The organism is Arthrobacter sp. Y3221157 (assembly GCF_059089865.1).
On sequence record NZ_JBNHFD010000001.1, the window covers coordinates 135,215 to 158,341 of the forward strand.

Annotated in this window: 23 protein-coding genes and 1 pseudogene; 6 read left to right on the forward strand and 18 right to left on the reverse strand. The window is 65.9% G+C overall.

What is annotated here, in order from left to right; genetic code table 11:
- Window positions 1-75 precede the first annotated feature (75 nt).
- On the reverse strand, window positions 76-495 hold the full coding sequence (locus tag AC5RTT_RS00615) for a VOC family protein (RefSeq protein WP_494011270.1): 420 nt from the start codon (window positions 493-495) through the stop codon (window positions 76-78).
- On the reverse strand, window positions 483-872 hold the full coding sequence (locus AC5RTT_RS00620; RefSeq protein ID WP_494011419.1) for a helix-turn-helix transcriptional regulator: 390 nt from the start codon (window positions 870-872) through the stop codon (window positions 483-485). Before AC5RTT_RS00620 ends, AC5RTT_RS00615 begins: the two co-directional genes overlap by 13 nt.
- Window positions 873-1,152: 280 nt before the next feature.
- Here AC5RTT_RS00620 and AC5RTT_RS00625 point away from each other — a divergent pair, with 280 nt between their 5' ends.
- Window positions 1,153-1,581: a CBU_0592 family membrane protein gene (locus AC5RTT_RS00625; RefSeq protein WP_494143559.1), complete on the forward strand. Its 429-nt coding sequence runs from the start codon at window positions 1,153-1,155 to the stop codon at window positions 1,579-1,581.
- A 25-nt stretch (window positions 1,582-1,606) separates the two neighbouring features.
- On the opposite strand, the gene AC5RTT_RS00630 is transcribed toward AC5RTT_RS00625, so the two are convergent.
- The 12 genes and pseudogenes from AC5RTT_RS00630 to AC5RTT_RS00685 all read right to left on the reverse strand — a co-directional run bounded on the left by AC5RTT_RS00630 (window position 1,607) and on the right by AC5RTT_RS00685 (window position 13,522).
- Window positions 1,607-1,855 carry a hypothetical protein gene (locus tag AC5RTT_RS00630; protein WP_494011268.1) on the reverse strand — a complete coding sequence of 83 codons (249 nt, stop codon included), beginning with the start codon at window positions 1,853-1,855 and terminating at the stop codon, window positions 1,607-1,609.
- Between the two features lie 117 nt (window positions 1,856-1,972).
- Window positions 1,973-2,959: a 3-hydroxyacyl-CoA dehydrogenase family protein gene (locus tag AC5RTT_RS00635; RefSeq protein ID WP_494143560.1), complete on the reverse strand. Its 987-nt coding sequence runs from the start codon at window positions 2,957-2,959 to the stop codon at window positions 1,973-1,975.
- A gap of 2 nt (window positions 2,960-2,961) precedes the next feature.
- The gene (locus tag AC5RTT_RS00640; protein ID WP_494143561.1) at window positions 2,962-3,450 is read right to left on the reverse strand and encodes a ribose-5-phosphate isomerase; all 489 of its coding nucleotides are present in this window, start codon (window positions 3,448-3,450) and stop codon (window positions 2,962-2,964) included.
- Entirely contained in the window at window positions 3,447-5,231 is a 1,785-nt protein-coding gene (dhaL, locus tag AC5RTT_RS00645; protein ID WP_494143562.1) for a dihydroxyacetone kinase subunit DhaL, read from the reverse strand. The genes AC5RTT_RS00640 and dhaL overlap by 4 nt, the downstream gene beginning before the upstream one ends.
- A gap of 52 nt (window positions 5,232-5,283) precedes the next feature.
- A complete protein-coding gene (locus AC5RTT_RS00650) occupies window positions 5,284-6,285 on the reverse strand; it encodes a sugar phosphate isomerase/epimerase family protein (RefSeq protein WP_494143563.1) in 1,002 nt (333 codons plus the stop codon).
- A 2-nt stretch (window positions 6,286-6,287) separates the two neighbouring features.
- The gene (locus AC5RTT_RS00655) at window positions 6,288-7,406 is read right to left on the reverse strand and encodes a Gfo/Idh/MocA family protein (protein WP_494143564.1); all 1,119 of its coding nucleotides are present in this window, start codon (window positions 7,404-7,406) and stop codon (window positions 6,288-6,290) included.
- Complete coding sequence (locus tag AC5RTT_RS00660; RefSeq protein ID WP_494011262.1) at window positions 7,391-8,092, reverse strand: ThuA domain-containing protein; 702 nt, start codon at window positions 8,090-8,092, stop codon at window positions 7,391-7,393. Before AC5RTT_RS00660 ends, AC5RTT_RS00655 begins: the two co-directional genes overlap by 16 nt.
- Window positions 8,093-8,114: 22 nt before the next feature.
- Window positions 8,115-9,118 (reverse strand): annotated as a pseudogene (locus AC5RTT_RS00665) (sugar phosphate isomerase/epimerase family protein).
- Between the two features lie 31 nt (window positions 9,119-9,149).
- Complete coding sequence (locus tag AC5RTT_RS00670; RefSeq protein ID WP_494143565.1) at window positions 9,150-10,340, reverse strand: Gfo/Idh/MocA family protein; 1,191 nt, start codon at window positions 10,338-10,340, stop codon at window positions 9,150-9,152.
- A 14-nt stretch (window positions 10,341-10,354) separates the two neighbouring features.
- The gene (locus tag AC5RTT_RS00675) at window positions 10,355-11,182 is read right to left on the reverse strand and encodes a carbohydrate ABC transporter permease (protein WP_494143616.1); all 828 of its coding nucleotides are present in this window, start codon (window positions 11,180-11,182) and stop codon (window positions 10,355-10,357) included.
- Window positions 11,183-11,261: 79 nt separating this feature from the next.
- The gene (locus AC5RTT_RS00680) at window positions 11,262-12,197 is read right to left on the reverse strand and encodes a carbohydrate ABC transporter permease (RefSeq protein WP_494011259.1); all 936 of its coding nucleotides are present in this window, start codon (window positions 12,195-12,197) and stop codon (window positions 11,262-11,264) included.
- On the reverse strand, window positions 12,194-13,522 hold the full coding sequence (locus tag AC5RTT_RS00685; RefSeq protein WP_494143566.1) for an extracellular solute-binding protein: 1,329 nt from the start codon (window positions 13,520-13,522) through the stop codon (window positions 12,194-12,196). The genes AC5RTT_RS00680 and AC5RTT_RS00685 overlap by 4 nt, the downstream gene beginning before the upstream one ends.
- Window positions 13,523-13,768: 246 nt before the next feature.
- On the opposite strand from AC5RTT_RS00685, the gene AC5RTT_RS00690 reads away from it, so the two are divergent.
- Window positions 13,769-14,824 carry a LacI family DNA-binding transcriptional regulator gene (locus tag AC5RTT_RS00690; RefSeq protein WP_494143567.1) on the forward strand — a complete coding sequence of 352 codons (1,056 nt, stop codon included), beginning with the start codon at window positions 13,769-13,771 and terminating at the stop codon, window positions 14,822-14,824.
- 10 nt (window positions 14,825-14,834) lie between these two features.
- Window positions 14,835-16,034 carry a mandelate racemase/muconate lactonizing enzyme family protein gene (locus tag AC5RTT_RS00695; protein WP_494143568.1) on the forward strand — a complete coding sequence of 400 codons (1,200 nt, stop codon included), beginning with the start codon at window positions 14,835-14,837 and terminating at the stop codon, window positions 16,032-16,034.
- A 33-nt stretch (window positions 16,035-16,067) separates the two neighbouring features.
- On the opposite strand, the gene AC5RTT_RS00700 is transcribed toward AC5RTT_RS00695, so the two are convergent.
- Window positions 16,068-17,174, reverse strand: coding sequence for a GTP pyrophosphokinase (locus AC5RTT_RS00700; RefSeq protein ID WP_494143569.1), 1,107 nt, complete (start codon window positions 17,172-17,174; stop codon window positions 16,068-16,070).
- A 302-nt stretch (window positions 17,175-17,476) separates the two neighbouring features.
- On the opposite strand from AC5RTT_RS00700, the gene AC5RTT_RS00705 reads away from it, so the two are divergent.
- Window positions 17,477-18,865 (forward strand): APC family permease, encoded by a 1,389-nt coding sequence (locus AC5RTT_RS00705; RefSeq protein ID WP_494143570.1) that lies wholly within the window; start codon window positions 17,477-17,479, stop codon window positions 18,863-18,865.
- 71 nt (window positions 18,866-18,936) lie between these two features.
- Here the strand turns inward: AC5RTT_RS00705 and AC5RTT_RS00710 are convergent, their stop codons facing one another.
- Together AC5RTT_RS00710 and AC5RTT_RS00715 are read right to left on the reverse strand one after the other, a co-directional pair.
- Window positions 18,937-19,593 carry a cyclodeaminase/cyclohydrolase family protein gene (locus AC5RTT_RS00710; RefSeq protein ID WP_494143571.1) on the reverse strand — a complete coding sequence of 219 codons (657 nt, stop codon included), beginning with the start codon at window positions 19,591-19,593 and terminating at the stop codon, window positions 18,937-18,939.
- Window positions 19,594-19,645: 52 nt separating this feature from the next.
- A complete protein-coding gene (locus AC5RTT_RS00715; protein WP_494143572.1) occupies window positions 19,646-20,008 on the reverse strand; it encodes a hypothetical protein in 363 nt (120 codons plus the stop codon).
- 58 nt (window positions 20,009-20,066) lie between these two features.
- Between AC5RTT_RS00715 and AC5RTT_RS00720 the strand changes: the two genes are divergently transcribed.
- On the forward strand, window positions 20,067-20,867 hold the full coding sequence (locus AC5RTT_RS00720) for an alpha/beta hydrolase (protein WP_494143573.1): 801 nt from the start codon (window positions 20,067-20,069) through the stop codon (window positions 20,865-20,867).
- A 42-nt stretch (window positions 20,868-20,909) separates the two neighbouring features.
- A complete protein-coding gene (locus tag AC5RTT_RS00725; RefSeq protein ID WP_494143574.1) occupies window positions 20,910-21,848 on the forward strand; it encodes a carbohydrate kinase family protein in 939 nt (312 codons plus the stop codon).
- Window positions 21,849-21,936: 88 nt separating this feature from the next.
- On the opposite strand, the gene AC5RTT_RS00730 is transcribed toward AC5RTT_RS00725, so the two are convergent.
- Entirely contained in the window at window positions 21,937-23,118 is a 1,182-nt protein-coding gene (locus AC5RTT_RS00730) for an ABC transporter substrate-binding protein (RefSeq protein ID WP_494143575.1), read from the reverse strand.
- Between the last annotated feature and the right edge of the window lie 9 nt (window positions 23,119-23,127).

Sequence of the window (23,127 nt, forward strand, 5' to 3'; positions counted from 1 at the left end):
AGGTCTCCCTCTGTTCGGCCGTTTGGGCGGAGGGAGGCCGGTTCGGAGCCTCCCTTGGCGTCGCTGGGTTCAAGCTTAGGGCTGCTGGTTGATCCGGACGGTGTTGCCGGCGGGGTCGCGGAAGGCGCAGTCCCGGATCCCGTACGGCTGGTCGATGGGTTCCTGCACGACGTCGGCCCCGCTCGCCTCCACCTTGGCGAAGGCGGCGTCCACGTCCGGGGAGGACAGGACCACCGTTGCGAAGGTGCCCTTGGCCATCATTTCGGCGATGGTGCGGCGCTCGTCGTCCGTGACGCCGGGGTCTGCTGCGGGCGGGTAGAGGACGATGGAGACGTCCGGCTGGCCTGCCGGGCCCACGGTGATCCAGCGCATGGTGCCGCGGCCAACGTCATTGCGGATTTCGAAGCCCAGGGCGTCGCGGTAGAACGCCATGGAGGCGTCCGGATCGGTGTGCGGAAGGAAGCTGGAGGAGATGGTGATGTTCATGGCAGCCATGCTAGTTGCGGCTCCGCAAGCGGCGCTTCTCGATTCCTGACCGGTCTGCTGACCTGTTTTTCAACGCAGGCGGGGATGCCCGCCGTCGAGCGTTCCGCCTCCTGTTTGTAGGTGCTGGGAGGCATCCCCACCAGCTCGCTGAAGCGGGTGCTGAAGGTGCCCAGCGAGGAACAGCCGACGGCGAAGCACACCTCAGTGACGCTGAGGTCGCCTTTGCGCAGCAGCGCCATGGCGCGTTCAATCCGCCGGGTCATGAGGTAGCTGTAGGGCGATTCGCCGTAGGCGAGCTTGAAGCGGCGGCTGAAGTGGCCGGCGGACATATGGACGTCCCTGGCCAGCGATTCAACATCCAGCGGTTGGGCGTACTCCCGGTCCATGCGGTCCTTGACGCGGCGAAGCTGGGTGAGTTCGCGGAGGTAGGGGTCGGAGGTCACACCTCAGATCGTGCTACGGGGCAGGGGAGTTGTCCAGAGGTGTGCAGCATCACGGTTCAGCAGTGAAAACGGCCGGTTCCCCGCGGGATATGATTGTGCCGCCGGCCAGTATGAGGCCCTCGCCCGGACAGGGCTCGAGAAAACGCAGCACCGGCAAAACCGAACCTTCATTGCTATCGAAACCCCTGCCCGGATACTGTCCGGGACATCTTGAAAGGACGCCATGGAACTGCTGTGGGAAATTGCCGGCTGGGCAGGCGCGGCTGCGATTCTCAGTGCATACCTGGCCGTGTCCATGGGCTGGTTGAAGGCCGGCAAGGGTTTCCAGGTGGCGAACCTGTTCGGTGCCGTTGCCTTCATTATCAACGGCACCTTGCACGGGGCCTGGCCCTCGGTGTTCACCAACGTGGCGTGGTTCCTGATCTCCGCGGTCGCCCTGGTCCGTATGCGGGCAACGGACGGCCCCGCTGCCGCTGCCGCCGAAGCTTCCCAGGTGCAGTACCCCGGCGTCCCGGACACCACCGGCCAGATGGCGGTGGTTGAGGTCCTGACGGGCGCCATCCCCGTGGTGGCTCCCCGCCCCTCGATGGTGCCGGCACCGGCTGCGTGTTCCGCACCTGCCCTGGCTGAGGGGCAGCGGCTGGCCGTTTAGGCTAGCCACGCCGGTCCACCCAGCGCTAGGGGCGGGGTGCCTCCACCCGGACCTCACGGTAGCGCGGGGGAATGCGCACAATCTCAAGTTCGGCCAGGTCGAGGAGCCGCCTGTCGCCGGTCAAGGTGTCGAGAATCCAGACGAGCCCCTGGTCCGGGGCAGTGCCCGTCACCGGGCCGCGGTGGACCAGGGTGTTCTTGTAATACGCTTCGACGGCGTCGCCTGACGCGAGTTCGCGACAGAAATCGACGTCGATGTGGTCACTGCTGGCCATGACCTTTCCCCGCCTCTCGCATGGGAGTTTTCCTGGTTCGATTCTCCCGGGCACAGGTGTCCGCAAGGTGTCTTTGGGGTGATCTTCTGCTGACGCGATCGGACACCCACGAAGTGCTCAGTTGATCGGTGCCGGACCCAGCTCGTCAAGCAGCTTCTGCATGGCTACGTACGCCTTGTTGCGGTAGGCGATCAGCTCGGGGATGCGTTCGGCGGGGACGTTGAGGAAGCCGGCGCCGGTCTTAGTGCCGAGCTTCCCGGCATCCACCAGGTCACTCAGGATTTTCGGCGTGGCGAACCGCTCCGGAAAATCGGTCTGCAGGGACTTGTAGCAGAAGTCGTAGACGTCCAGCCCGGCCATGTCCGCGATCGCAAACGGCCCGAAGAAGGGCAGCCGGAAGCCGAAAGTGGTGCGGACCAGGGTGTCAACGTCGTCCGCGGTTGCTATGCCCTGTTCCACCAGCTGCGCGGCTTCGTGGAACAGCGCGTACTGCAGGCGGTTGAGGACGAAGCCGGTTGCGTCCTTGACCACTGCTGTTTGCTTTCCGGCCGCGTGGACCAGGCCGCGGACAGTCCCCACCACCTCCGGCGAGGTGCCCGCATGCGGAATGATTTCGACGCCGGGGATGAAGGGTGACGGGTTGGAGAAGTGGACGCCCAGGAACCGTTCCGGGTTGCTGACCGGCCGGGAGAGTTCACCGATGGAGATGGTGGAGGTGTTGGACCCGATGACGGCGTCCGCCCGGGCCGCCTGGCTGATGCGGGACAGCGTCTGGTGCTTGACCGCAATAATCTCGGGGACCGCTTCCTCGATGAAATCTGCGTCGGCAACGGCTTCCTCGATGTCGCTGGCGGCCCAGAGGTTCTGCTTGAAGATTTCAGTGGAACCGGCGGGGAACAGCCCGTCGGCCACGAACTGGTCCGACTCCGCCAGGAGCCGGTCGTAGTTGCTCCGCGCCACTTCAGCGGACACGTCGGCGAGTGCCACGCGTGCTCCACCGAGCGCCAGGACCTGGGCGATCCCGCCGCCCATGTACCCCGATCCGACGACGGCGACGTGCCGGGTACCGTTCCCGGGGCTTGGGGTGGTTGCTGCTTCAGGCATGTTCAGACTGCTTTCGTGGATTCGGGCTCGTAGGAGCAGATGGCGTCCACCTTGGCGGCGGAGGGTGACGTTGTATCGAAGCAGTGGTTGAGCCACTCGCCCACGAGCTTCTTGGCCAGTTCCAGGCCGATGACGCGCTGGCCCATGGTGAGGACCTGTGCGTTGTTGCTCAACACCGAGCGTTCCACGGAGTAGGAGTCGTGGGCGGTGACGGCCCGGATGCCGGGAACCTTGTTGGCAGCGATGGCCACGCCCAGGCCGGTGCCGCAGATCAGCAGGGCACGGTCCGCCTCGCCGTCTGCCACCTTCCGGGCGGCGCGGACGGCGACGTGCGGGTAGGCAGTAGGGTCGTCCGCACCGACGCCCACGTCCAGCACGGAGGCAACACGGCTGTCGGCTTCGAGCAGCGCCTTCAGCGCTTCCTTGTATTCGACGCCGGCTTCATCGTTGCCGATGACGATCCTCCATCCTGCCCCGGCAGCGGCGCTCATGCGTGAGCTCCATTTCCGGACACGGAAGCGACCTGCCTGGGATAGGACAGCGGCTGTGAAGAATCGAAGTAATCGGAAACCCGCGTAGCGATCAGGGCAAAGGACACTGCTCCGGGATCCGGGTGGCCCAGGCTCTTTTCGGCCAGCGGCCGTGCCCTCCCCTTCAGCGGGCGCAGGGATGCGGTGGCGTCGGCGGCCTGGCGCGCGGCGGTCACCGCGGAGGCCAGCGCCCCGGTCACTGGCGCCCCGACGTCGAACGTGGCCAGGAAGGCCTCCCGGAAGGGAAGCAGCGCGTCCACCATTGTCTTCTCGCCCACATCAGCCTTGCCCAGGCTGGTGACGGCCTCCACGAAGGCGTTCACGGCGGCCGCCGCGTCCCCGCCGCTGTACGAGTCCTTGTTGCCGAGGGCCTGCCCGGCCGCCGCGAGGGCGGATCCCCACAACGCCCCCGACGTTCCGCCTGCGCGTTCACTCCAAGCCTCCCCGGCCGCGGTCAGTACCCGCTGCACGGAGGCGCCGGCAGCCGTGGCGTGCAGGGCGGCTGCCGCTGCCGCTTCCGCGCCGCGTCGCATGCCGATGCCGTGGTCGCCGTCGCCGGCTATCGCGTCCAGCCTGCCCAGCTCTTTTTCATGCTCGACGACGACGGCCCGCGCCTGCGCGAGCACGACGGCTGCCAGCCGGCCCAGCTCAGCCGCTGCCGCCGTCGCAATTTCCTCCTCAGCAGCCGCGGTGCCCTCCTGTTCGCCCCGATCCAGGGTCCGCCGTGCCCGGCGTTCCCGCCCTGCCATACTGCCCTTGCGGAACCCGGGGGTGTCGGCCGGGGCTGCCCAGTAGCGCTCCAGTTCCTCGTCCAGCCACAGCAGCGTAAGGGACAGCCCGGACATGTCCAGGCTGGTGACCAGCTCTCCGCACTCCGGCTCCACGATGGTCAGTCCCGCAGTGGTGAGGAGTTTCTCGATCTTGCCGAACAGCAGGAACAGTTCCTCGTACTTGACCCTGCCCAGGCCGTTGAGGATGGCCACCACGCGGTTGCCGGCCCCATCAGGCTTGTCCTGGAGCAGCCGGGAGACGAGCAGTTCGGCGAGTTCGGAGGCCGTAGGCAGCGGGTGCTCGGAGATCCCGGGTTCACCATGAATGCCCAAACCCAGCGACATCTGGCCGGGCGGAACCCTGAACAGCGGTTCGGCAGCACCGGGAAGCGTGCAGCCGTCGAAGGCGACGCCGAGCGTTCTGGTGCAGTAGTTGGCGCGGATGGCCAGCTGTTCGACGGCGTCCAGGTCCAGTCCTGCTTCGGCCGCGGCGCCGGCGATCTTGAAGACGGTCAGGTCACCGGCAATTCCGCGGCGCTTATCAATTTCATCCAGGGGGGCGCTGGCGACGTCATCCGTGACCAGGACCGTCCGCGTTTCGATGCCTTCGGCGTTAAGCCGCTGCTGGGCTTCGCCGAAGTGGATCACGTCCCCCGCATAGTTGCCAAAGCTGAACAGCACTCCACCCCCGGTGTCCGCCGCCTTGGCCACGCGGTAGGCCTGGCCGGCGGAAGGTGAGGTGAAGATGTTGCCGCACACCGCACCTGCAGCCAGGCCGGGGCCCACCAGGCCGGCAAACGCGGGGTAGTGACCGGAACCGCCGCCCACCACCACCGCCACCTGGCGGTGCGCCATTTCGGTGGAACGCACAACGCCTCCGTCCACGCGGGCCACGTACCCGCGGTTGGCGGCCACGAAGCCGTCCAGTGCCTCCTCCACGAAGTCGGCGGGGTCGTCAAAAATCTGGGTCATGGTTTCCTCGTTTGGATCCTTGTAGGAAGGCCGGCCTTCAGGCCCTGGGCAGTCACGCGTTGACGAGGTCCGCCGTCGGCTGTTGCCGTCCCTGCGCAACATGGCTCTCGCCCAGCGCATAACCGTCCCGCTTGGGAAGCACGTGGCGCCGGAGGTAGTCCTGGTTGCTGGCGGAGACGCTCAAGCCGTCCCCGCCGTAGTGCTCGGTGCAGAGGATGCCCTGGAAGCCGGCGGACAGCGCCAGCTTGAAGGCCTCGCGGTAGTTGATGAGGCCGCTTTCCATCGGAGCCGGAATGGTCACATACGTGCCGCGCGCGGCGTCTTCGTCCCGGAAGTAGTTCTTCATGTGCCAGTAGTTGGAGTAGGGCAGGGTTTTGGCCACCATCTCACGCCAGTCCTCCACCGGCCGGTGCAGCCGGACCAGGTTGCCCAGGTCCGGGTTCAGGCCCACGTTCGGAAGCCCGATGTCCTGGACGAGGCGCACGGACGAGTCCGCGGTGCCAAGGTAGGTGTCCTCGTACATTTCGAGCGAAACCAGGACACCTACCTGCGCGGCGTGCCGGCCGAGTTCGCGAAGGCGGGCGACGGCGTCACCCCACGCTTCCTTGTCTCCCGACGGGTCCTTGTGCCCTTCCACCGTCCAGAACCACAGCTGCTTCTGCTGCTCCGGGGTGATGGCCTGGTGGAGCCCGAACGAGACAACCTCGCAGCCCAATTCCGCAGCGGCGTCAATGGTGCGGTGGCTGTAGGCCAGGTTAGCTTCCCAGTTGCGTAAATCGATCACGCTGTGCCGGATCGCGGAAATGGCCGGGATGCCAATGCCCACCTCCTCTGCCACCTGCTTGAATCCGGCGAGCCGGTGCCGGCTCAGGTCGCCGGGCCGCAGCCAGCTGTCCGTCAGGTCCGCGTTCACAAACCCCGCATCCTTCACCTCAGCCAGCGCCTCGGCCCAGGCGGATGGATCCGCGTCGTTGACGTGGGTTCCGTCGGGGCTGGTACCCGGAAAGGGAAGCATCGCAGCAGCGACGGGCCAGTTTTCTGCCGTGTAGGCCATACCTAGGATGCTTCCTGGGTCTGAAGCGCGTCCTCCGCCAGGACAGTCAGCTCCACGCTGTCCGGCCGCTCCACCGTGCTGGTGATGCGGACAGCCGAACCGCTGTGCGCTGATTCGAGCACGGATTCCATGACCTCCAGGGCGTGGTAAGCCATCGCACCGCCGGCGCGGGGCTCAGTGCCGGGCGCCGTGGAGGCGAGATCCGCGATCCCAAAGCCGCGTCCGGAGTCCACGTAGCCAGCGGACACGGGGAGCGTCTGCCAGTCCTCTGCCCCAAGGGAAAACAGCTGGACGTCGCCGTCAAAATGGTTGGGGTCAGGGACCACCAGAGATCCGCGCTCGCCGTGGATCTCGATGTTCGGGGACTTGGACTTCACGGCGTCGAAGCTCATAAACAGGGTGGAGAGCGCACCGGACGCATGGGTCAGGACACCGGTCACGTGCGAGTCGATGGTGACGGGGATCTTTTCACCCTGCCGCGGCCCGGAGCCGATGGTCCGCTCGTTCCGGGTATGGCTGGCCGCGCCCACCACCGACACCACCGGCCCCAGCAGGGTCACCAGGGCGGTCACGTAGTAGGGGCCCATATCCAGGAGGGGCCCGCCGCCAGGCTGGTAGTAGAAGTCCGGGTTCGGGTGCCAGCGCTCGTGGCCGGGGGTCACCATGGTGGCGCTCGCGGAGACGGGTGCGCCGATGAGGCCGTCGTCGATCGCCTTGCGTGCCGTCTGGATGCCGGTGCCAAGCACGGTGTCAGGAGCACAGCCGACGACGACGCCCGCCTCCCGCGCGGCGTCCAGCACCTGCCGCGCCTCCCTAGTGGTGGCAGCAAGGGGCTTCTCGCCGTATACGCTCTTGCCCGCCGCGATCGCCTTCAGCGCCACCTCGGCGTGCGCCGCCGGGATAGTAAGGTTCAGGACCAGTTCGACGTCGTCCGCGGCCAGGAGTTCGTCCACGGACACTGCGCGGACGCCGTCGTACTGCTCCGCCACCGCCTGCGCCCGCGCCGGATCCAGGTCGGCCACCGCCACGAGTTCGATGTCATTGAGCTTGCGGAAGTTGACGAGGTACTGCGCGATGATGGCTCCGCAGCCAACGATCCCTACTTTCAACGGCTTGCCCACAGCAGGCCCCTTTCGATGATGGTGCGGACGTTCTGGTCCTGGAGGATTTCCACCCGGTGGCCGGGGGTGGCGACGAAGATCCGGCCTTTGCCCCACTGGCGGGTCCAGATGGCCGGGGACGTGACTTCACGGTTCCAGGGGTCCCACTCGCGGACTTTCTGGGTGGTGGTGGCGAGGACGTCGATGTAGTCGTCGGAGAGGACCCAGTACTGTTCGGTGACCAGGTCGAAGTCCTTGATGCCTTTGGTGATGGGATGCTCGGCGGCTGCCGGCAGCATGTTGACGGTGTAGGGAACGTAGTTGTCGGACTGTTCTCCGCTGCACTCGTCCGGGTGCTTGCCGGGGTGGCAGGCGAACTGGCCGCCGATCAGGTGCAGGTAGTCCGAGTTGTTGCGGTAGGAGTCGGCGATGCCGCCGTGCCAGCCGGCCAGGCCGGTGCCGTTTTCCACGGCTGCCCGCAGTCCGGCGAACTCGTCCTTTTCGATGGTGGACATGGTCATGCACTGCATGACCAGGTCCACCCCGGCCATGTAGTCGGCGTCGGCGTAGATCTTGGGGGATTCCTCGACGCGGACATCGTAGCCCTGCTCCTTGAGGTAGGGGATGAACTCTTCAGTGGCTTCGACCGGCTGGTGTCCGTCCCAGCCGCCGCGCACCACCAGTGCTGATTTGTTCTGGGTTGTCATTTTTTCCTCTTGAGTCGTCTGTTCAGCGGGTGGCGAAAGCGGCGTCGAACGCGGCTGCGGGCGGGGCGATCCGGGCAAGTTCCTGGACCATCGCCAGGGCCTGCGGTGCACCGATGAGGCGGTCCATTCCGGCGTCCTCCCATTCGATGCTGGTGGGCCCGTGTAACCGATGGCGTTCAGGGTCCGGAAGATCCGGTTCCATTGCACATCCCCGTGCCCTGCCGTGACGAAGTCCCAGCCGCGGCGCGGATCTGCCCAGGCAAGGTGGGAGCCCAGACGCCCGTTGCGGCCGTCCAGCTGGCGGACGGATTCCTTTACGTGGACGTGGAGGATGTGCTCTGCGAAGTCCTGCAGGAACATCACGGGGTCCAGGTCCTGCCAGATGAAGTGGGACGGGTCGAAGTTCAGCCCGAAACTCTTGCGGTGCCCGATAGCTTCGAGGGTGCGCTTGGCGGTCCAGTAGTCGTAGGCGATTTCGGACGGGTGGACCTCCAGGGCGAACCGGACGCCGTCTTCTTCGAAGACGTCCAGGATCGGGTTCCAGCGGTCCGCGAAGTCCCGGTACCCGGCGTCGATCATTGCCTGGGAGGCGGGCGGGAACATGGCCACTGCCTTCCAGATGGACGAGCCGGTGAACCCTGTGACGGTCTTGACGCCCAGGCGCGCAGCTGCCCGTGCCGTGTCCTTCATCGACTCCGCTGCACGGCGGCGGACTCCTTCCGGTTCCCCGTTTCCCCAGATTTCCGGGGACAGGATGCCCTGGTGGCGCTCATCGATGGGGTCGTCGCACACTGCCTGGCCGGTGAGGTGGTTGGCGATGGCGAAGGCCTGCAGGTTGTTCTTCTCCAGGATGTCCAGCCGGCCTTGGAGGTAGTTGTCGTCCTCCGCCGCGCGGCGCGGGTCCAGGTGGTCGCCCCAGCAGGCGATCTCAAGCCCGTCGAAGCCCCACTCGCCGGCGAGCCGGGCCACCTCCTCAAACGGCAGGTCGGCCCACTGGCCGGTGAAAAGCGTGATTGGTCGTGTCATCAGGTTTCCTTCGTTGCGTGCGGAAGCATGCTCAGACTTTTTGCCACTGGCAGGAGTTGGCGGCGCTGGATTCCACGGCCGCGAGGATCCGCTGCACCTGCAGGGCGTCCGCGAAGGACGGTTCCGGCTGACGGCCTTCTCCGATTGCCGTGACGAGGTCCACCACCTGGTGGGTGAAGCCATGCTCGTACCCGAGCCCGTGCCCGGTGGGCCACCAATTTCCCACATAGGGGTGCTCGGGTTCGGTCACGAAGATCCGGCGGAAGCCGGCGTCGGGAGATTCGGCTGCGTCGTAGAAGGACAGGACGTTCATGTCCTCGAAGTCGAAGGCCAGGGAGCCCTTGGTGCCGTTGACTTCCAGCCGCATGGCGTTCTTCCTGCCAAGCGCGTACCGCGTGGCCTCGAAGACGCCGATGGCACCCGCGGAAGCAGCGCCGTCGAACTTTGCGCTGAAAATGGCCGCGTCATCAACGGTGACCTTCCCCCGGGGCGCGTCGCTGCTGAGGTCGCCGTGCCCGCCCAGTCCTACAAGGTCGCCCGCCAGGGGGCGTTCAGGGACGAAGGTTTCGAGCAGTGCCGACACCCCGGTGATGTTCTGGCCGGTGACCCACTGGGCCGCATCAATGCTGTGGGCCCCGATGTCGCCCAGGGAACCGGACCCGGACTTGCTCTTGTCCAACCGCCAAGTCATGGGGGCGTTGGCATCGGACAGCCAGTCCTGGAGGTACTGGGCCCGGACGTGGCGGATCTCGCCGAGCCGGCCCTGTTCCACGAACCGCTTGGCCAGGGCCAGGGCAGGCGTGCGGCGGTAGCTGAAGCCGCACATGGAGGCGATGCCCTGCTTGGCGGCAGTCTCCGCGGCCAGGGTCATCCGCTCGGCTTCCTCCACGGAGTTCGCCAGCGGCTTCTCGCACAGCACATGCTTGCCCGCCTCAAGGGCGGCAAGGGCGATCTCGGCGTGGGTATTGCCCGGCGTGCAGATATCGATCAGGTCTATGTCGTCCCGCTCGATCAGCCGGCGCCAGTCCGTTTCAACCGATTCCCAGCCGAACTTGTCCGCTGCCGCGCGTACGCCCTCGACGTTCCTGCCGGCGACGGCGGTGAGTTCCGGTTGCAGCGGCAGGTCGAAGAACCGGGGCGCGGTGCGCCAGGCGTGGGAGTGGGCGGCGCCCATGAAGGCGTAGCCCACCATGCCTACCCGCAGGGGTTTCGCGGTGGTCATAGGAGAAATCCTTTCTATTTGCTGAAGCCGGCGGTCAGGCCGCTGAGCAGCTGGCGGCGGCCCACGACGTAGAGCACCAGGATGGGCAGCGTGCTCAGCATCACGGAGGCGAGCACGGCCGGGATGTTGACGCTGTACTCGCCCTGGAAGCTCCACAAAGCGAGGGGCAGCACGCGTAGCTCCGGGCTCTGGGTGAGGACCAGCGGAAGCAGGAATCCGTTCCAGACGTGCAGGCCGTTGTAGATGGCGACGGTCACGATGGCCGGACGGGTCAGCGGGAGGGCCAGCCGCCACATGATCTGCCATTCGCTGCAGCCGTCCAGCCGCATCGATTCGAACAGTTCGTTCGGTACGTCGCGGATGAAGTTGGACAGGATCAGGACCGTCAGAGGGATGGCGAAGGCAATGGACGGCAGGATCAGTGCCAGCAGGCTGTCGTACAGGTTGAGCCGGATGATCATCAGGTAGATGGGGATGATCGTCGCCTGGAGCGGGATCGCCAGGCCCATCAGGAACATGCCGTTGACCAGTTTCAGGAACCTGCCGCTGCCCCGCACGATGGCGAAGGAGGCCATGAAGGAAATCAGTACGGCGGGTGCTACGGCACCGATCGTCACGATGGCACTGTTCATGAAGTACCTGGGGAAATCCGCCTCAAGGACCAGCTGGTAGTTTTCCAGCGTGGGCGAGGTGGGGAGCGCCAGCGGGTTCTGGCCGAAGTAGCCTTCCTGTGTCTTCAGGCTGGTGATCACCACGTAGTACACGGGAATGATGATGATGGCCAGCCAGAGCCAGCCGCCCAGCCCCGCGGGGATGTTGAGCCGCCGGAACCTGGAGCCCAGGCCCGGTGTGCGGCCTGACGAGGCTGCAGCGGCGCCGGCCCTGGTTTCCTCCGTGCTGGTGTTCAAGACGGTGCTCACGCTACAGCCCTTCCAGTTGGCTGCCCTGCTTGTCCTTGCCTCCGAGGCGCTGGAGGAGCAAGGCAAGGGCAAGGCCGATGATGACGAGGATGACGGCGATGACGCTGGCGGGGCCCATCAGGTTGGCCCGGAAGCCCCGCAGGTACATGTCCAAGGCAAGGATCCTGGTGGAGTTGCCCGGGCCGCCGCCGGTGAGGACGAAGATCAGGTCGAAGTACGTCAGCGATCCCACCACCATCAGGGTGGATGAGGTGATGATGGTGTACTTCAACTGGGGCAGCGTGATGTGGAAGAACTGCTTGATGACGCCCGCCCCGTCGATCTCGGCCGCTTCGTAGAGGGACTTGGGAATCTGCCGCACGCCGCCCTGGTAGATGAGCGTATGGAACGGTACGAACTGCCAGGCGATCACGAAGATGACCAGTCCCAGGGCCAGGTGCGGGACACCAAGCCAGTCCTGCGCAAGGAACGGCAGGCCCAGACCCGTGGCCAGGCCGAAGTTCGGATCCAGCAGGGCCTTGAACGCAATGGCTACCGCCGCTGAGGAGAGCAGCAGGGGCAGGAAGTACAGCACTGCCAGGGCTGCGCGGTAACGCTGGCTTCCTGCCGTGAAGACCCCCAGGAGGAGGCTGATCGGCGTCTGCACCAGCCAGGAGGCGATCATGATCAGGAAGGTCAGCCCCAGGGCGTTGTACAGGCCGGGGTCCGCGAGGACGGAGAACCAGTTGGCCATGCCTGCCAGACCGATGGCGCCGATGCCGTCCCAGCTGGCGAAGCTGAGGATGAAGACGCCGGCCAGCGGCACTACGGCGAAGACCAGGAAGAAGAACAGCGCTGGCACAGTCAGCCACGCAAGTGCGGCCTTGCGCTTCCCGGTTTGTTCGGACTCGCCCCTGGTGACAGCAGTCCGGGGCGCGGTGGAGACGGTGTTACTCATTTTCCGAGGGTGGCGTTCATGTTCTCGGCGAACTGCTGCGGCGTAATCGACTTCAGGAACAACTGGTCGATGTTGTTCAGCAGGGCCTCGGCTGCGGTGGGGCTCAGGGCCTGGTCCCACGACTGCTGGAAGTTCGGGGCGTTCTTGGCCAGGTCGTAGACGAAGTTCAGGAACTCCTTGTCCTCGGACTTGTCCAGCTTGTCCTCGATGCCGTTAACAATGGGTACGGACCCGGAGTTGATGTAGGTGTCAATGACTGTTTCGGTCAGGATGCCGTCCTTGAAGAACTTCTTCGCGGACTCCTTTTCCTGTTCGTTCGCCTTGGAGGAGATCGACATGTACTGGGCCGGGTTTCCGACGCCGTTCTTGGGGTCGCCCTTTCCACCGGGAACCGTGGGGAACTGGACGAAGCCCAGTTTCCCGTCCTGGACGAAGTTCTGGCCGTTTTTCTTCATCCCGCCGTAGGTCCAGGTGCCGTGCAGCATCATGGCGGCCTTGCCTGTGAACAGGAGGGCCTGGTCGGCGTTGGAGTCTGCGGTGATCGAGGAGAAGCCCTTGATGAAACCTTCAGCGGAAACGAGTTCCTGGATCTTGGTGCCGGTCTCAATCACAGCCGGGTCCAGCCAGGAATTCGGCTTGCCCTCGAAGATTGCGTTGAAGACCTCGTGGCCGCCGATGCGGTCCAGCAGGTATTCCAGCCACATCATGGAGGTCCAACGGGACTGCCCGCCGAGCGAGAAGGGTGCCACGCCCATGTCGTTAAAGGTCTTGACCAGCGACATGACGTCATCCCAGGTCTTGGGCGGCTGGACGCCGGCTTTCTCGAACAGTTCCTTGTTGTAGAACAGGACGATCGGGGCTACGTACTGGTTGGGCAGGGCGTAGATCTTGCCGTTCACGGTGGCTGCGCCGAAGGAGGAAGGGAAGAACTTTTCCTTGAGGTCCTTGTTCTCCTCGAACCAGCCGGTCAGGTCCTCCACCTGGCTCGCTTCTGCGTAGGTCTTCAGCGTGCCGCCGCCCCAGCCGTAGATGATGGTGGGTGCCTGGCCGGCCCCGATAGCGGTCTTGATCTTGGTCTTGTAGGCGTCATTCTGAAAGTAGGTGACCTGGATCTTGTTGTCCGGGTTCGCCGAATTGAACGCATCGACGGCCTTCTGCATGGTGGTCTGGTTCGGCTCGCCGGACAGATACCACATGCTGGCACCCCCGCCTGCGCTTGAGGTTCCCGGCCCCGAGGTGCCGCAGGCGCTGGTTGCTGCGACCGCAAAGGGAGTAAGGGCTGCAAGGGCGAGGAAAGAGCGGCGGGAGGTCTGGGGCTGCTTCATTGCTTCTCCATCTGGAAATTGCTTCTTTGCAAGTATCGGAGCGGCGGCTCCGTTTCCACTTTTTTCGAAATATTTCGAACTTGTGGTTTAGATCACTCTCTAAACTAAAGCCGCTAAATCCATGGGGGTCAAGAGAAAGTGGCGGGAAATTTCGGAGCATCCCTGCGCTCTAAGGCCGTGTCTTGACGCTGGAAGCAAGCACGGACAGAATTGGATCTCCGGAATATTCGAAAGATTGCGATCGCCATGACAACGAAAACGCCGCCGCGGACCAAGCCGACGCTCGCCTCTGTGGCGCGGCAGGCCGGTGTCTCGGCGCCCACAGTGTCCAAAGTGGTTAACGGTCGCGAAGATGTTGCCCCGGAGACGCGCGCCCGCATCCTGGCAGCACTTGAGCAGTCCGGCTACCAGTCCCCCCAGCTGCGACGGACCACGGTGGAGGTCGGGACCATTGTCGAGGTAGTGATCGACGTGCTGGACTCGGCCTACATGATCGAGGTCCTCAACGGGATCCTGCAGTTCGCTGCGGGTGCCGACGTGGAGATCCTCGTCAGCGTCACCGGCCGTGGAAACTCCAGCCTGCCCAGTCCTGAGCGGCGGGCCCAGCGCATGCTGGACGAGGGGAGGGCAGGGATGATCGTGGTGACCTCCGCCTTCAGCGAGGCACAGCTGCAGGCCTTCCGGCGCCGCAAGATTCCCGTCGTCGTCATCGATCCGCTGAACCCGCCATCAGCTGACGTGGTGAGTGTGGGCGCTACCAACTGGGCCGGCGGCAAGGCCGCCACCGAACACCTGCTCGACCTGGGGCACCGCCGCATCGCCTACATCGGCGGGATCGAGAACGCAGAGTGCAACCAGGCGCGGCTGCACGGCTACATGGCGGCCCTGATGGCACGCGGCATCACGGTAGATCCCCGATACATCATTTCCGGCGGCAGGTTCCGGCGGGAAAGCGGTGTTGCCGGCTTCCAGGAGTTGCTCAAGCTCAACCAGCCCCCCACTGCGGTTTTTGCAGGCAGCGACACCATCGCCCTGGGTGTCCTCAGCGAAGCAGGACGCCATGGCATTCGGATCCCGGAAGACATCAGCCTCATCGGCTTCGACGGAACCAAGCAGGGCGCCGAATCCGTCCCCTCGCTCAGCTCCGTAGCCCAGCCGCTTGAAGAGATGGGACGTGCGGCGCTGCGGTCAGTGCTGCGGCAGGCCCACGGTGAATTCCCCGACTCGCACCGGGTGGAACTCGCCACCCACCTGATCGTCCGTGACTCCACCGCCCCTCCCGCAGTGGCTGAAAAGGAATGAAGCCTCAACGATGAAAATCACCAACCTGGACACCGTCGTCGTCGATTTCTACCGGACCAACCTCATCTTTGTCCGGCTGAGCACAGACGCCGGCATCACGGGCGTCGCTGAGGCAACGTTGGAAGGGCACGAACACGCAGTCCTCGGCGCCGTGGCCGTCCTTGCCGACGCGGTGCGCGGCAAGGACCCTACCCGGGTAGCGCAGAACATCTATGAAGTGAACCGCGATGCGTACTGGCGTGGCGGACCCGTATCGATGACTGCGCTCAGTGCCCTCGAAATGGCCATGTGGGACGTTTCCGCACGCGCGCTCGACGTGCCCGTGCACCGGATGCTGGGCGGAAAGGTCCGTGATAGGGTGCGCGCTTACGCCAACGGCTGGTTCTCCGGAGCTTCGTCACCGGAGGACTTCGCCGACGCCGCGGTGCAGACTGTTGCCCAAGGGTTCCGCGGGCTCAAATGGGATCCGTTCGAAGCCGCGGACCTGACGCTGGAGCCGGGGGACCTGCGGCGCATGCTTGAGCCTGTCGCTGCCGTCCGGGAGGCCGTGGGCGGTGATGTTGAGCTGTTCATCGAAGGGCACGGCCGGTTCGACGTGCCCACCGCGATCCGGGTGGCGCGCGAACTTGAACAGTTCCAGCCTGTGTTTTTCGAGGAGCCGTGTCCTCCTGATGGGATCGACGCGCTGATCGAGGTACGTTCCAAGTCGCCCGTGCCGATCGCCGCCGGCGAGAGGTGGTTCGGGCGGAATACTTTCGTTCCCGTCCTCGCGCGGAACGCAGTGGATTACATACAGCCGGACGTCACCCATGCCGGCGGGCTGCTGGAACTGTCCTTCATCTCCACGCTTGCGGCGGCCCACTACATTCCGTTTGCCCCACACAATCCAAGTGGCCCGCTCAGTACCGCAGCCACACTTCAGTTGGCAGCCATGCTGCCGAACTTCCGGTACCTGGAGATCATGGCCACAGACGTTCCCTGGCGGAGTGACATCTCCAACGAGCGCCTTCAGTTGACGGAGGAAGGCGACGTCATCATCCCCGACAACCCCGGCCTCGGCATCGAACTCGACTTCGACGCAATTGCCGAGCACCCGTTCACGCCCCACCCGATGCGGATCTTCACCGATTCGGTAGCGGACATCCGCCCGCCGGACGGCCGCTCCTACTTCAACCTGGAGCGGTCGTCGGCGGGCGCGGGCAGCAGGTGAACAGCATCGCATCACAGCAGCTGCCTCCGCCCCCTACTTCTTCGTCAGCCGGTAACGCTCGATCTGTTTGAGCCGGCGCAGGAGGCTGTCGCGCCGGGGGTGCGGGACGGCGTCGGAAGCCTCGGCAGTGAGGTCGATGTGCTTCGTGCCGTACTGCCACAGCAGAAGGTCATCGAGGAGGCGGTCCGGGCCGGGGGAGTAGCGGTGGTCCAAAGCCTTGCGGACCTCGGTGATGCGGTTGGCGGTGAGCAGCCCGGCCAGCTGCATGGTCTGGTTGAGCCCGTGCGCGGCGAGGAGTTCGGCAGCCCAGCCCCAGTCGTCGTCCACCTTGCGGTCAACGTGCGGAAGCAGGGTCCGCCAAACGTCGCGGATCCGGTTGGGCGTGAGCGGGGCGGCGCCCTCGCCGTCCATGTCCCAGAAGCTGCGGACTTCCTCGTAGCGTTCATGCAGGTCCGCGAAGGCCGTCTCCACCGTTTCGAGCATGGCGGCAGTGGCAGTGAACTGGCGGTCGAAATGTGGGGTCCAGGCGCGCGGGTCCTCGGCTTTGAAGCGGATGTCGTGCTCGATCTCGCTCCAGGCATGCGCGAAGATGGTGCGGATCTGGCACTCGAAGAAGTAGCTGCCGTTGGGCTGGGCGTCCGGGTTGAAGACCTGCTGGTATTCCTTAACGGCCTCGTTCTGGATGGTCCGCAGGATCAGGTGCCGGCTGGAGTACCCGTAGGTTCCCGATTCGATGGAGCCGATGTCCTTCTCGCGGTCGCCGCGGCAGTCGAAGAGTTGGCGCTGGCGCTTGATCAGGTTGGCCACGGTCGCGTTCTCGGCCGGGAGCCTGGTGATCACCCGGATTCCCACCATGTCATTAAGGGTCCGGAACGGGTCGGGGAATTTCAGCACGCGGGGCCCGCCCGGCTCCAGCGGCTCCTCGGTCCGGGAGATCTTTTCCCTGAACGATTCCACCGTTTTGGTGCGGCCGGTGACGAAGAGCGGGGTGACCTCGGTGTCTTTCAACATGTCCCGCATGATCAGCAGGACGTCCTTGGTGACAAGCTTCAGGGCGGGGCGGACGCGCTCGTAGACCTCCACGTTGTGCTGCACGGAATCACGCAGCGGCGCGTCAAGGCTTTCCCAGTTACTCGGCATGCTCCCAGCTTACGGCGGGGGTAGGACAGGGGACGGGAATGCGACTTGGAGGCCTTGGCCGGCCCCACATGACGCGGCCGTAATACAAAGCAGGCCCTTGACCCGTGACCGGCGTCACTGGTTTACTAAATGAACACCATTCATTTATGGAGTGCCGGTTGGACTTTCGCAAGCATCTAAGTCAACAGAAGGAAAGTGGCCACGAACGGCGTGGCCAGGCTCCCGGGCGCACCGTCCTCCCCAGATCGTTCCCGTTCCCTGTACCGCCCCGACTTCGCAGGCCTGAACCTTTAGGACCCCCCATGACCTCCGCCTTTGATACCCAGAACCCCGCGAAGGGGAGCCCGCCCGAAACTGAGGCCGAAAGAAACGGAACCGGCTGGCGCCGCGTGCTGGGGGTTCCTTCGCTGGTGCTGCTCGGCCTGGTGTACATGGTTCCCCTGACCATCTTCAGCACCTACGGAATCGTCGTCGAACTGACCGGCGGGCGCCTCTCGGCCGCCTACGCTGCCGCGCTGGTGGTCATGCTCTTTACCGCCCGTTCCTACGGCCGGATGGCCAAGGCCTTCCCGTTTGCCGGCTCCGCCTACACGTACGCCACGAGGTCGTTCGGTGCGGGGCTGGGCTTCATGGCCGGATGGTCCCTGCTGCTCGACTATCTGCTCCTGCCAATGATCAACTACCTGCTGATCGGCATCTACCTGAACGCTGCCTTCCCGGGCGTGCCGGCGTGGCTGTTCATCGTCGTGTCGATCGTGGCCGTCACCGTGCTGAACATCGTCGGCATCACCGCCGTGGCCCGGGCCAACTTCGTGGTGGTGGGACTCCAGGGCCTGTTCATCGTGCTGTTCGTTGTGCTCGCCTGGGTCTCGGTCAGCGGCTCGGGAACAGTTGACCTCCTGGCCCCCTTCACAGGAGTGGACGGTGCGGGCGGACTGTCACCCATCCTGGCCGGCGCCGCCATCCTGTGCCTGTCCTACCTGGGCTTTGACGCGGTTTCCACCTTCGCCGAAGAAACAAGGAACCCGCAGCGGAACATCCCCCGGGCCATCATGCTGACCACCGTCCTGGCCGGCCTGATCTTCCTGGGCCTTGCCTACATCAGCCACCTGCTGCTTCCGGTGGGCACCTTTGCCAGCCCGGACTCCGCAGCGATCGAAGTGGTGGGCACTGCGGGTGGAAACTTCCTGGTGGCATTCTTCACCGCCGCCTACATTGCGGGCAGCCTGGGGTCGGCGCTGACGTCCCAGGCGTCGGTTTCCCGCATCATCTTTTCCATGGGCCGCAGCGGCGTCCTGCCCGCAGTCCTGGGACGGCTCCACCCGCGGCTGCGGACACCGGTGGTCCCGATCGTCCTGACCTCGACGGTGGCACTGCTTGCCCTGGTGCTCGACCTGACCACAGTTTCCTCGCTGATCAGTTTTGGCGCCCTCGTTGCCTTCTCGGTGGTCAACCTGTCCGTCATCAAGCACTACTTCATCAACCAGAAGGAGCGCGGACCCAAGGGCCTGGTCAACAACCTGGTGCTGCCCGGTACCGGGCTGGTGCTGACCGTCTGGCTCTGGACAAGCCTGAGCAGCCTGTCCTTCTCACTGGGTCTGGCCTGGGCAGGGCTCGGGCTGGTGTACCTGGCGTTCCTGACCCGCGGATTCCGGCGGCCCACACCACACCTGCAGCTTGAGGACGCCTAACTAGTTCAACACCCACGCCGCCCGCCCCCAACAGCAGCGGGACGGCCAGGGCCGAGGTGGCCACCGCCGCCTCAGATGCTATCGGTGGGGGCGGCGCGGTCATCAATCCCGGCTGCCAGGCCGTCGATCCGGTCCAGGGCGGCGGTGAGGCGTTCCACATTGGCCCACAGGTCCGGGTGCTGCTCCCGGACGTCCTCCAGTGAGGTGCCGGCGGACCGCAGCGACCCCAAGTCGAAGCTGACGTTTGTCCGCGCCCCGGCCACCGCCGCGCGGAGGGCGCCGAACGCGACGACGACGTCGGCGACCAAGGCAGGGTTCCCCTTGTCCGCCAGCCAGGCGAGGTCGTCAATGGCTTCGATGGCGCGCTCGCCGAGGACGGCCGAGGCCTTGGCAGCGTCCACGGATGCGTTGCTGATGGCCTCGTCCCGCTCCGGTCCCGGGTCCAGCCGGAACGCGGCGCCGAAGGCCCGGGATGCCGCGGAGTCGTCATCGGCAAGTTGGAGGGCTTCCCGGCGGAGCTGCTGGGCGCGTTCCCTGATGGAGGCAACCATGCCGCCGTCGTCCTCTTTCTCCGAGTAGCCGGCCACCATGGAGGCCAGGGATGCAGCGATGGCCAGCATGACGCCCGTGCCGGCGCCGCCACCGGGCGAGCCGGTGGACTCGGCCAGGGCGCGGGTCCAGTCGTCGACCGTCGAATCGTTTGTGGTCACCGTTTGAGAGGAATCCATGACAGAAACGTGCCCACAAAGGTCCCCTGCCAAACGCTAAAGGACGACGGCGTTACTCGCCGTTGCCATCCGGCACGCCTTCGCGGCCGGCGGCCGGTGCGGGCAGCCCAGGGCCGGGCAGCCGGAGGTCCAGGAACCGCATCACCAGTGCAGCGGAAATAAGTGCGGCTGAAAACGGCAGGCACGCCAGTGCCAGGAACCCGTACAGCTGGGCGAGGAAGGCCGCCACGGGGTTGCCGCTGTTGAGCGCGTTGATGCCGATTCCCTGCATGAACCAGTTCGAGGACAACATGATGAGGACGGCGAGCACGCCGAGGGCGATGCCGCTGAACAGCGTGCGCGTATACAAAGACGAGGTGCGGACCTGGCTCATGATTCCCCCAAGGATGTGCCGGATGGACCCCCAGCTAACCATGCAGGGCAAGCCCGGGCAAGGCACGGCGGAGGTGCCGCGCCCGCTGTAGTCTCGGCTCATGATCGAGCGCCACCGCTACCAATACGGCCCGGACTCCAGTCAATGGGGCGAACTTTTCCTGCCCGTACGGTCGGCTGGAACGGGGCCGCGGGGCGTGGTGGTGGTCATCCATGGCGGCTACTGGCGCTCAACGTACGGCGCGGAACTGGGCGAACCGCTGGCGCTGGACCTGGCCGAGCATGGCGTCGCGGCTTGGAACCTGGAATACCGGCGGGCAGGCAACGGCGGCGGTTGGCCGGGCACCTTCCAGGACATCCTGGCCGGCATCGACAAGCTGCGTGAACTGGCGGGGCCTCACTCTCTGGACCTGGCAAAGGTCGTGGCGCTGGGCCATTCGGCGGGCGGGCACCTCGCGGTCTGGGCGGCGGGAAGGGACAGGCTGGGCTTTCTGGGCCTGCCGGAGGAGGACCGGGAGGTCCGGGCGGACCGCGCGGGCGTCCGGCTCGCGGGCGTGGTGAGCCAGTCCGGCGTCCTGGACCTGGCCGGGGCCGAAAGGCTCCACCTGAGCAACGATGCGGTAGCCAACCTGCTGGGCGGACCTCCGTCGGACTTTCCCGGCCGGCATCGGTACGCGGATCCGGTGGCCGCGCTGCCGCTGGACGTCCCCGTCTTCGCCGTCCATGCCGAGGATGACGACGACGTCCCACCGGCAATGTCCGCAGCGTACGTTGACGCGGGCCGCTCCGGGTCGGTGCCCCCGCAGCTGGTTAGCGTCCCCGGCGACCACTTCGCGCTGATCGATCCCGGCGCGGAGGCCTACCGGACGTGCCGGGAACTGGTGGCGGTGCTGCTGCGCTGACACGAACTGCTGGCAGCGGCCCATGTCTGGCAGAGTATGACCATGCTCACTGTTATTGGCGAAGGCCTTGTTGACGTTGTCCAGCGCGCCTCGGGGATCGAGGCCCACGTGGGCGGCAGCCCGCTCAACGTCGCGGTGGGCCTGGCCCGCCTGGACCACCCGGTGCAGTTCATCGGCCGCTATGGGCGGGACGCCTACGGCGATTCCGTGGCTGCGCACCTGCGCGCCAGTTCAGTGATGCTTCCGCTCGGCCCGGATGACCTGCCCACCAGCGTGGCCACCGCCCTGGTGGACGACGACGGCGCCGCCACCTACACGTTCGACCTCGCCTGGGAGCTTCCCGGCATCGCCGACCGGCTGGGCTTCATGCTGCAGGGCACCACCTTGCTGCACACCGGGTCCATTGCCACGATGCTGGCGCCGGGCGCAACCGACGTCCTGGCCGCCGTCGAATACGCGCACCCGTCCGCCACCATCAGCTTTGATCCCAACTGCCGGCCCAGCATCATCACGGACGTGGACTACGCCCGCCGCCATACTGAGAAGTTTGTGTCCCTCGCGGACGTGGTCAAGGCCTCCGATGAGGACCTGGCCTGGCTGTACCCGGGGGAGGATGTGCTGGAATCGGCCCGGCGGTGGATGACCCTCGGCAGGACCGAAAGGCCGGCGATGGTGGTGGTCACCCGCGGCGCGGCCGGGCCCTGGGGCATCACGGCAGCCGGGGAGGCGGAGTGCCCGGCCCCCAAGGTGGACGTGGCAGACACCGTGGGCGCTGGGGATTCCTTCATGGCCGCGTTGCTGTCCGGCATCGTGGACCGCGGCCTGGACGGTGCCCAAAACCGCAAGGACCTCCGTGAACTGCCTGCCGAAAGCCTCGCCGAGCTGCTTGAGCACGCTGCCCGGGCAGCCGCCGTTACCGTCTCCCGCCCCGGAGCCAATCCGCCCACGCGGGCTGAGATGAACGGGAGCCTGGCCGGGTAGGGCGGAGCGGCAAACGCCCGCTTCAGCGGAGACGGCTTGCCGTCCTGCCAAAGCGGGCGCTGTTCGGATAAACGCTGTCTTGCCGCCGCTACTCCTTGCCGAGGCCGGCCGCGGAGGTCTTCCCGTCCGTCACCTCGTTGAGTGCTGTGAGGTCGAAGATGCCGTTGATGTCGGCCTGCTTGGTGGTCCCGGCGGTGACGCCGTCGGCCAGGAGCTTCTGGTAGGTTCCGGCCAGCGGGTCCACCGTGAACACGATGTTCTTCAGCGAGCGGTCGATCACGTCCGCCTTCAGCTCCGCGCCGGCCGCCTCCTTGAGGGCGGCGTTGATGACGCTGGCCTTCTCGGCGCCGGACGCGCTGTTCAGCCAATCCACCGACTTCGCGTGGCCCTTGAGGAGCGCCTTCACGGTGTCCGGGTGCTCGGCCGCGAACTTCTGGTTCACGATGAGGATGGTGGTGGGGAACTCCCCGGGCTTGACGGAGAGGGAACCGTCCCAGAGGTCCTTTTCGTCAACCAGCACCTTCGCTCCGGCGGTCAGCACGAGCCGCGACGCCCACGGCTCCGGCAGCCACGCGCCGTCGAGCTTTCCGTCCTGGAACAGCTTGAGCGTCTGGGCGTTTTCGGTCGGGTTGATCGCGACGTCGCCGCTGCCCTCCACGTTGGTCTTGTAGCCCTGGGAGGCGAGCCAGGCGCGGAGGGCCACGTCCTGCGTGCCACCGAGCTGCGGCGAGGCGAGCGTCTTGCCCTTGAGGTCCACCGCGGAGTTGATCTCCGGCTTGACCACCAGCTGCGCGCCTCCTGCGGCGGCGCCGGCGATGATGTGGATCGACTCGCCCTGGCTCTTGACGAACGAGTTGATGGCCGGGTTGGGGCCGATGTAGGTGGCGTCAATGGCTCCGGCATTGAGCGCCTCGATCGCTGCGGGGCCCGCGTTGAACACTTGGGTGCTGAGTTTGGTGTCCCCGAGCTCCTTGGCAATGTGGCCCTGGCTCACGCCCACCAATGCGGGAGCGTGGGTGACGTTGCCGAAGTAGCCAAGCTTGAGTTCGGCTGCGGGGTTACCGGCGGGGGCGGCCTCGGCCGCCGGGGCAGTGCCGGAGTTGTTGCTGCTGACGGCGGAGGCGACGGCGGCGCCTCCGCCAACGAGGGCGAGGACTGCTGCGGCGATACCGATCTTCAGCCCAAGGGGCCGCTTGGGTGCTGCCTGGCCGGCGACAATGCGGGTGGAGTTTCCCGCGTTCTGCGGGCTCTTCTCTGTTGGTTCTGACATTGGAATTCC

What these genes read in the sequence shown, in the direction of transcription:
- AC5RTT_RS00615 (WP_494011270.1), bottom strand. Translation starts at nt 495, where the DNA reads ATGGCTGCCATGAACATCACCATCTCCTCCAGCTTCCTTCCGCACACC.
- AC5RTT_RS00620 (WP_494011419.1), bottom strand. Translation starts at nt 872, where the DNA reads ATGGACCGGGAGTACGCCCAACCGCTGGATGTTGAATCGCTGGCCAGG.
- AC5RTT_RS00625 (WP_494143559.1), top strand. Translation starts at nt 1,153, where the DNA reads ATGGAACTGCTGTGGGAAATTGCCGGCTGGGCAGGCGCGGCTGCGATT.
- AC5RTT_RS00630 (WP_494011268.1), bottom strand. Translation starts at nt 1,855, where the DNA reads ATGGCCAGCAGTGACCACATCGACGTCGATTTCTGTCGCGAACTCGCG.
- AC5RTT_RS00635 (WP_494143560.1), bottom strand. Translation starts at nt 2,959, where the DNA reads ATGCCTGAAGCAGCAACCACCCCAAGCCCCGGGAACGGTACCCGGCAC.
- AC5RTT_RS00640 (WP_494143561.1), bottom strand. Translation starts at nt 3,450, where the DNA reads ATGAGCGCCGCTGCCGGGGCAGGATGGAGGATCGTCATCGGCAACGAT.
- dhaL (WP_494143562.1), bottom strand. Translation starts at nt 5,231, where the DNA reads ATGACCCAGATTTTTGACGACCCCGCCGACTTCGTGGAGGAGGCACTG.
- AC5RTT_RS00650 (WP_494143563.1), bottom strand. Translation starts at nt 6,285, where the DNA reads ATGGCCTACACGGCAGAAAACTGGCCCGTCGCTGCTGCGATGCTTCCC.
- AC5RTT_RS00660 (WP_494011262.1), bottom strand. Translation starts at nt 8,092, where the DNA reads ATGACAACCCAGAACAAATCAGCACTGGTGGTGCGCGGCGGCTGGGAC.
- AC5RTT_RS00670 (WP_494143565.1), bottom strand. Translation starts at nt 10,340, where the DNA reads ATGACCACCGCGAAACCCCTGCGGGTAGGCATGGTGGGCTACGCCTTC.
- AC5RTT_RS00680 (WP_494011259.1), bottom strand. Translation starts at nt 12,197, where the DNA reads ATGAGTAACACCGTCTCCACCGCGCCCCGGACTGCTGTCACCAGGGGC.
- AC5RTT_RS00685 (WP_494143566.1), bottom strand. Translation starts at nt 13,522, where the DNA reads ATGAAGCAGCCCCAGACCTCCCGCCGCTCTTTCCTCGCCCTTGCAGCC.
- AC5RTT_RS00690 (WP_494143567.1), top strand. Translation starts at nt 13,769, where the DNA reads ATGACAACGAAAACGCCGCCGCGGACCAAGCCGACGCTCGCCTCTGTG.
- AC5RTT_RS00695 (WP_494143568.1), top strand. Translation starts at nt 14,835, where the DNA reads ATGAAAATCACCAACCTGGACACCGTCGTCGTCGATTTCTACCGGACC.
- AC5RTT_RS00700 (WP_494143569.1), bottom strand. Translation starts at nt 17,174, where the DNA reads ATGCCGAGTAACTGGGAAAGCCTTGACGCGCCGCTGCGTGATTCCGTG.
- AC5RTT_RS00705 (WP_494143570.1), top strand. Translation starts at nt 17,477, where the DNA reads ATGACCTCCGCCTTTGATACCCAGAACCCCGCGAAGGGGAGCCCGCCC.
- AC5RTT_RS00710 (WP_494143571.1), bottom strand. Translation starts at nt 19,593, where the DNA reads ATGGATTCCTCTCAAACGGTGACCACAAACGATTCGACGGTCGACGAC.
- AC5RTT_RS00715 (WP_494143572.1), bottom strand. Translation starts at nt 20,008, where the DNA reads ATGGTTAGCTGGGGGTCCATCCGGCACATCCTTGGGGGAATCATGAGC.
- AC5RTT_RS00720 (WP_494143573.1), top strand. Translation starts at nt 20,067, where the DNA reads ATGATCGAGCGCCACCGCTACCAATACGGCCCGGACTCCAGTCAATGG.
- AC5RTT_RS00725 (WP_494143574.1), top strand. Translation starts at nt 20,910, where the DNA reads ATGCTCACTGTTATTGGCGAAGGCCTTGTTGACGTTGTCCAGCGCGCC.
- AC5RTT_RS00730 (WP_494143575.1), bottom strand. Translation starts at nt 23,118, where the DNA reads ATGTCAGAACCAACAGAGAAGAGCCCGCAGAACGCGGGAAACTCCACC.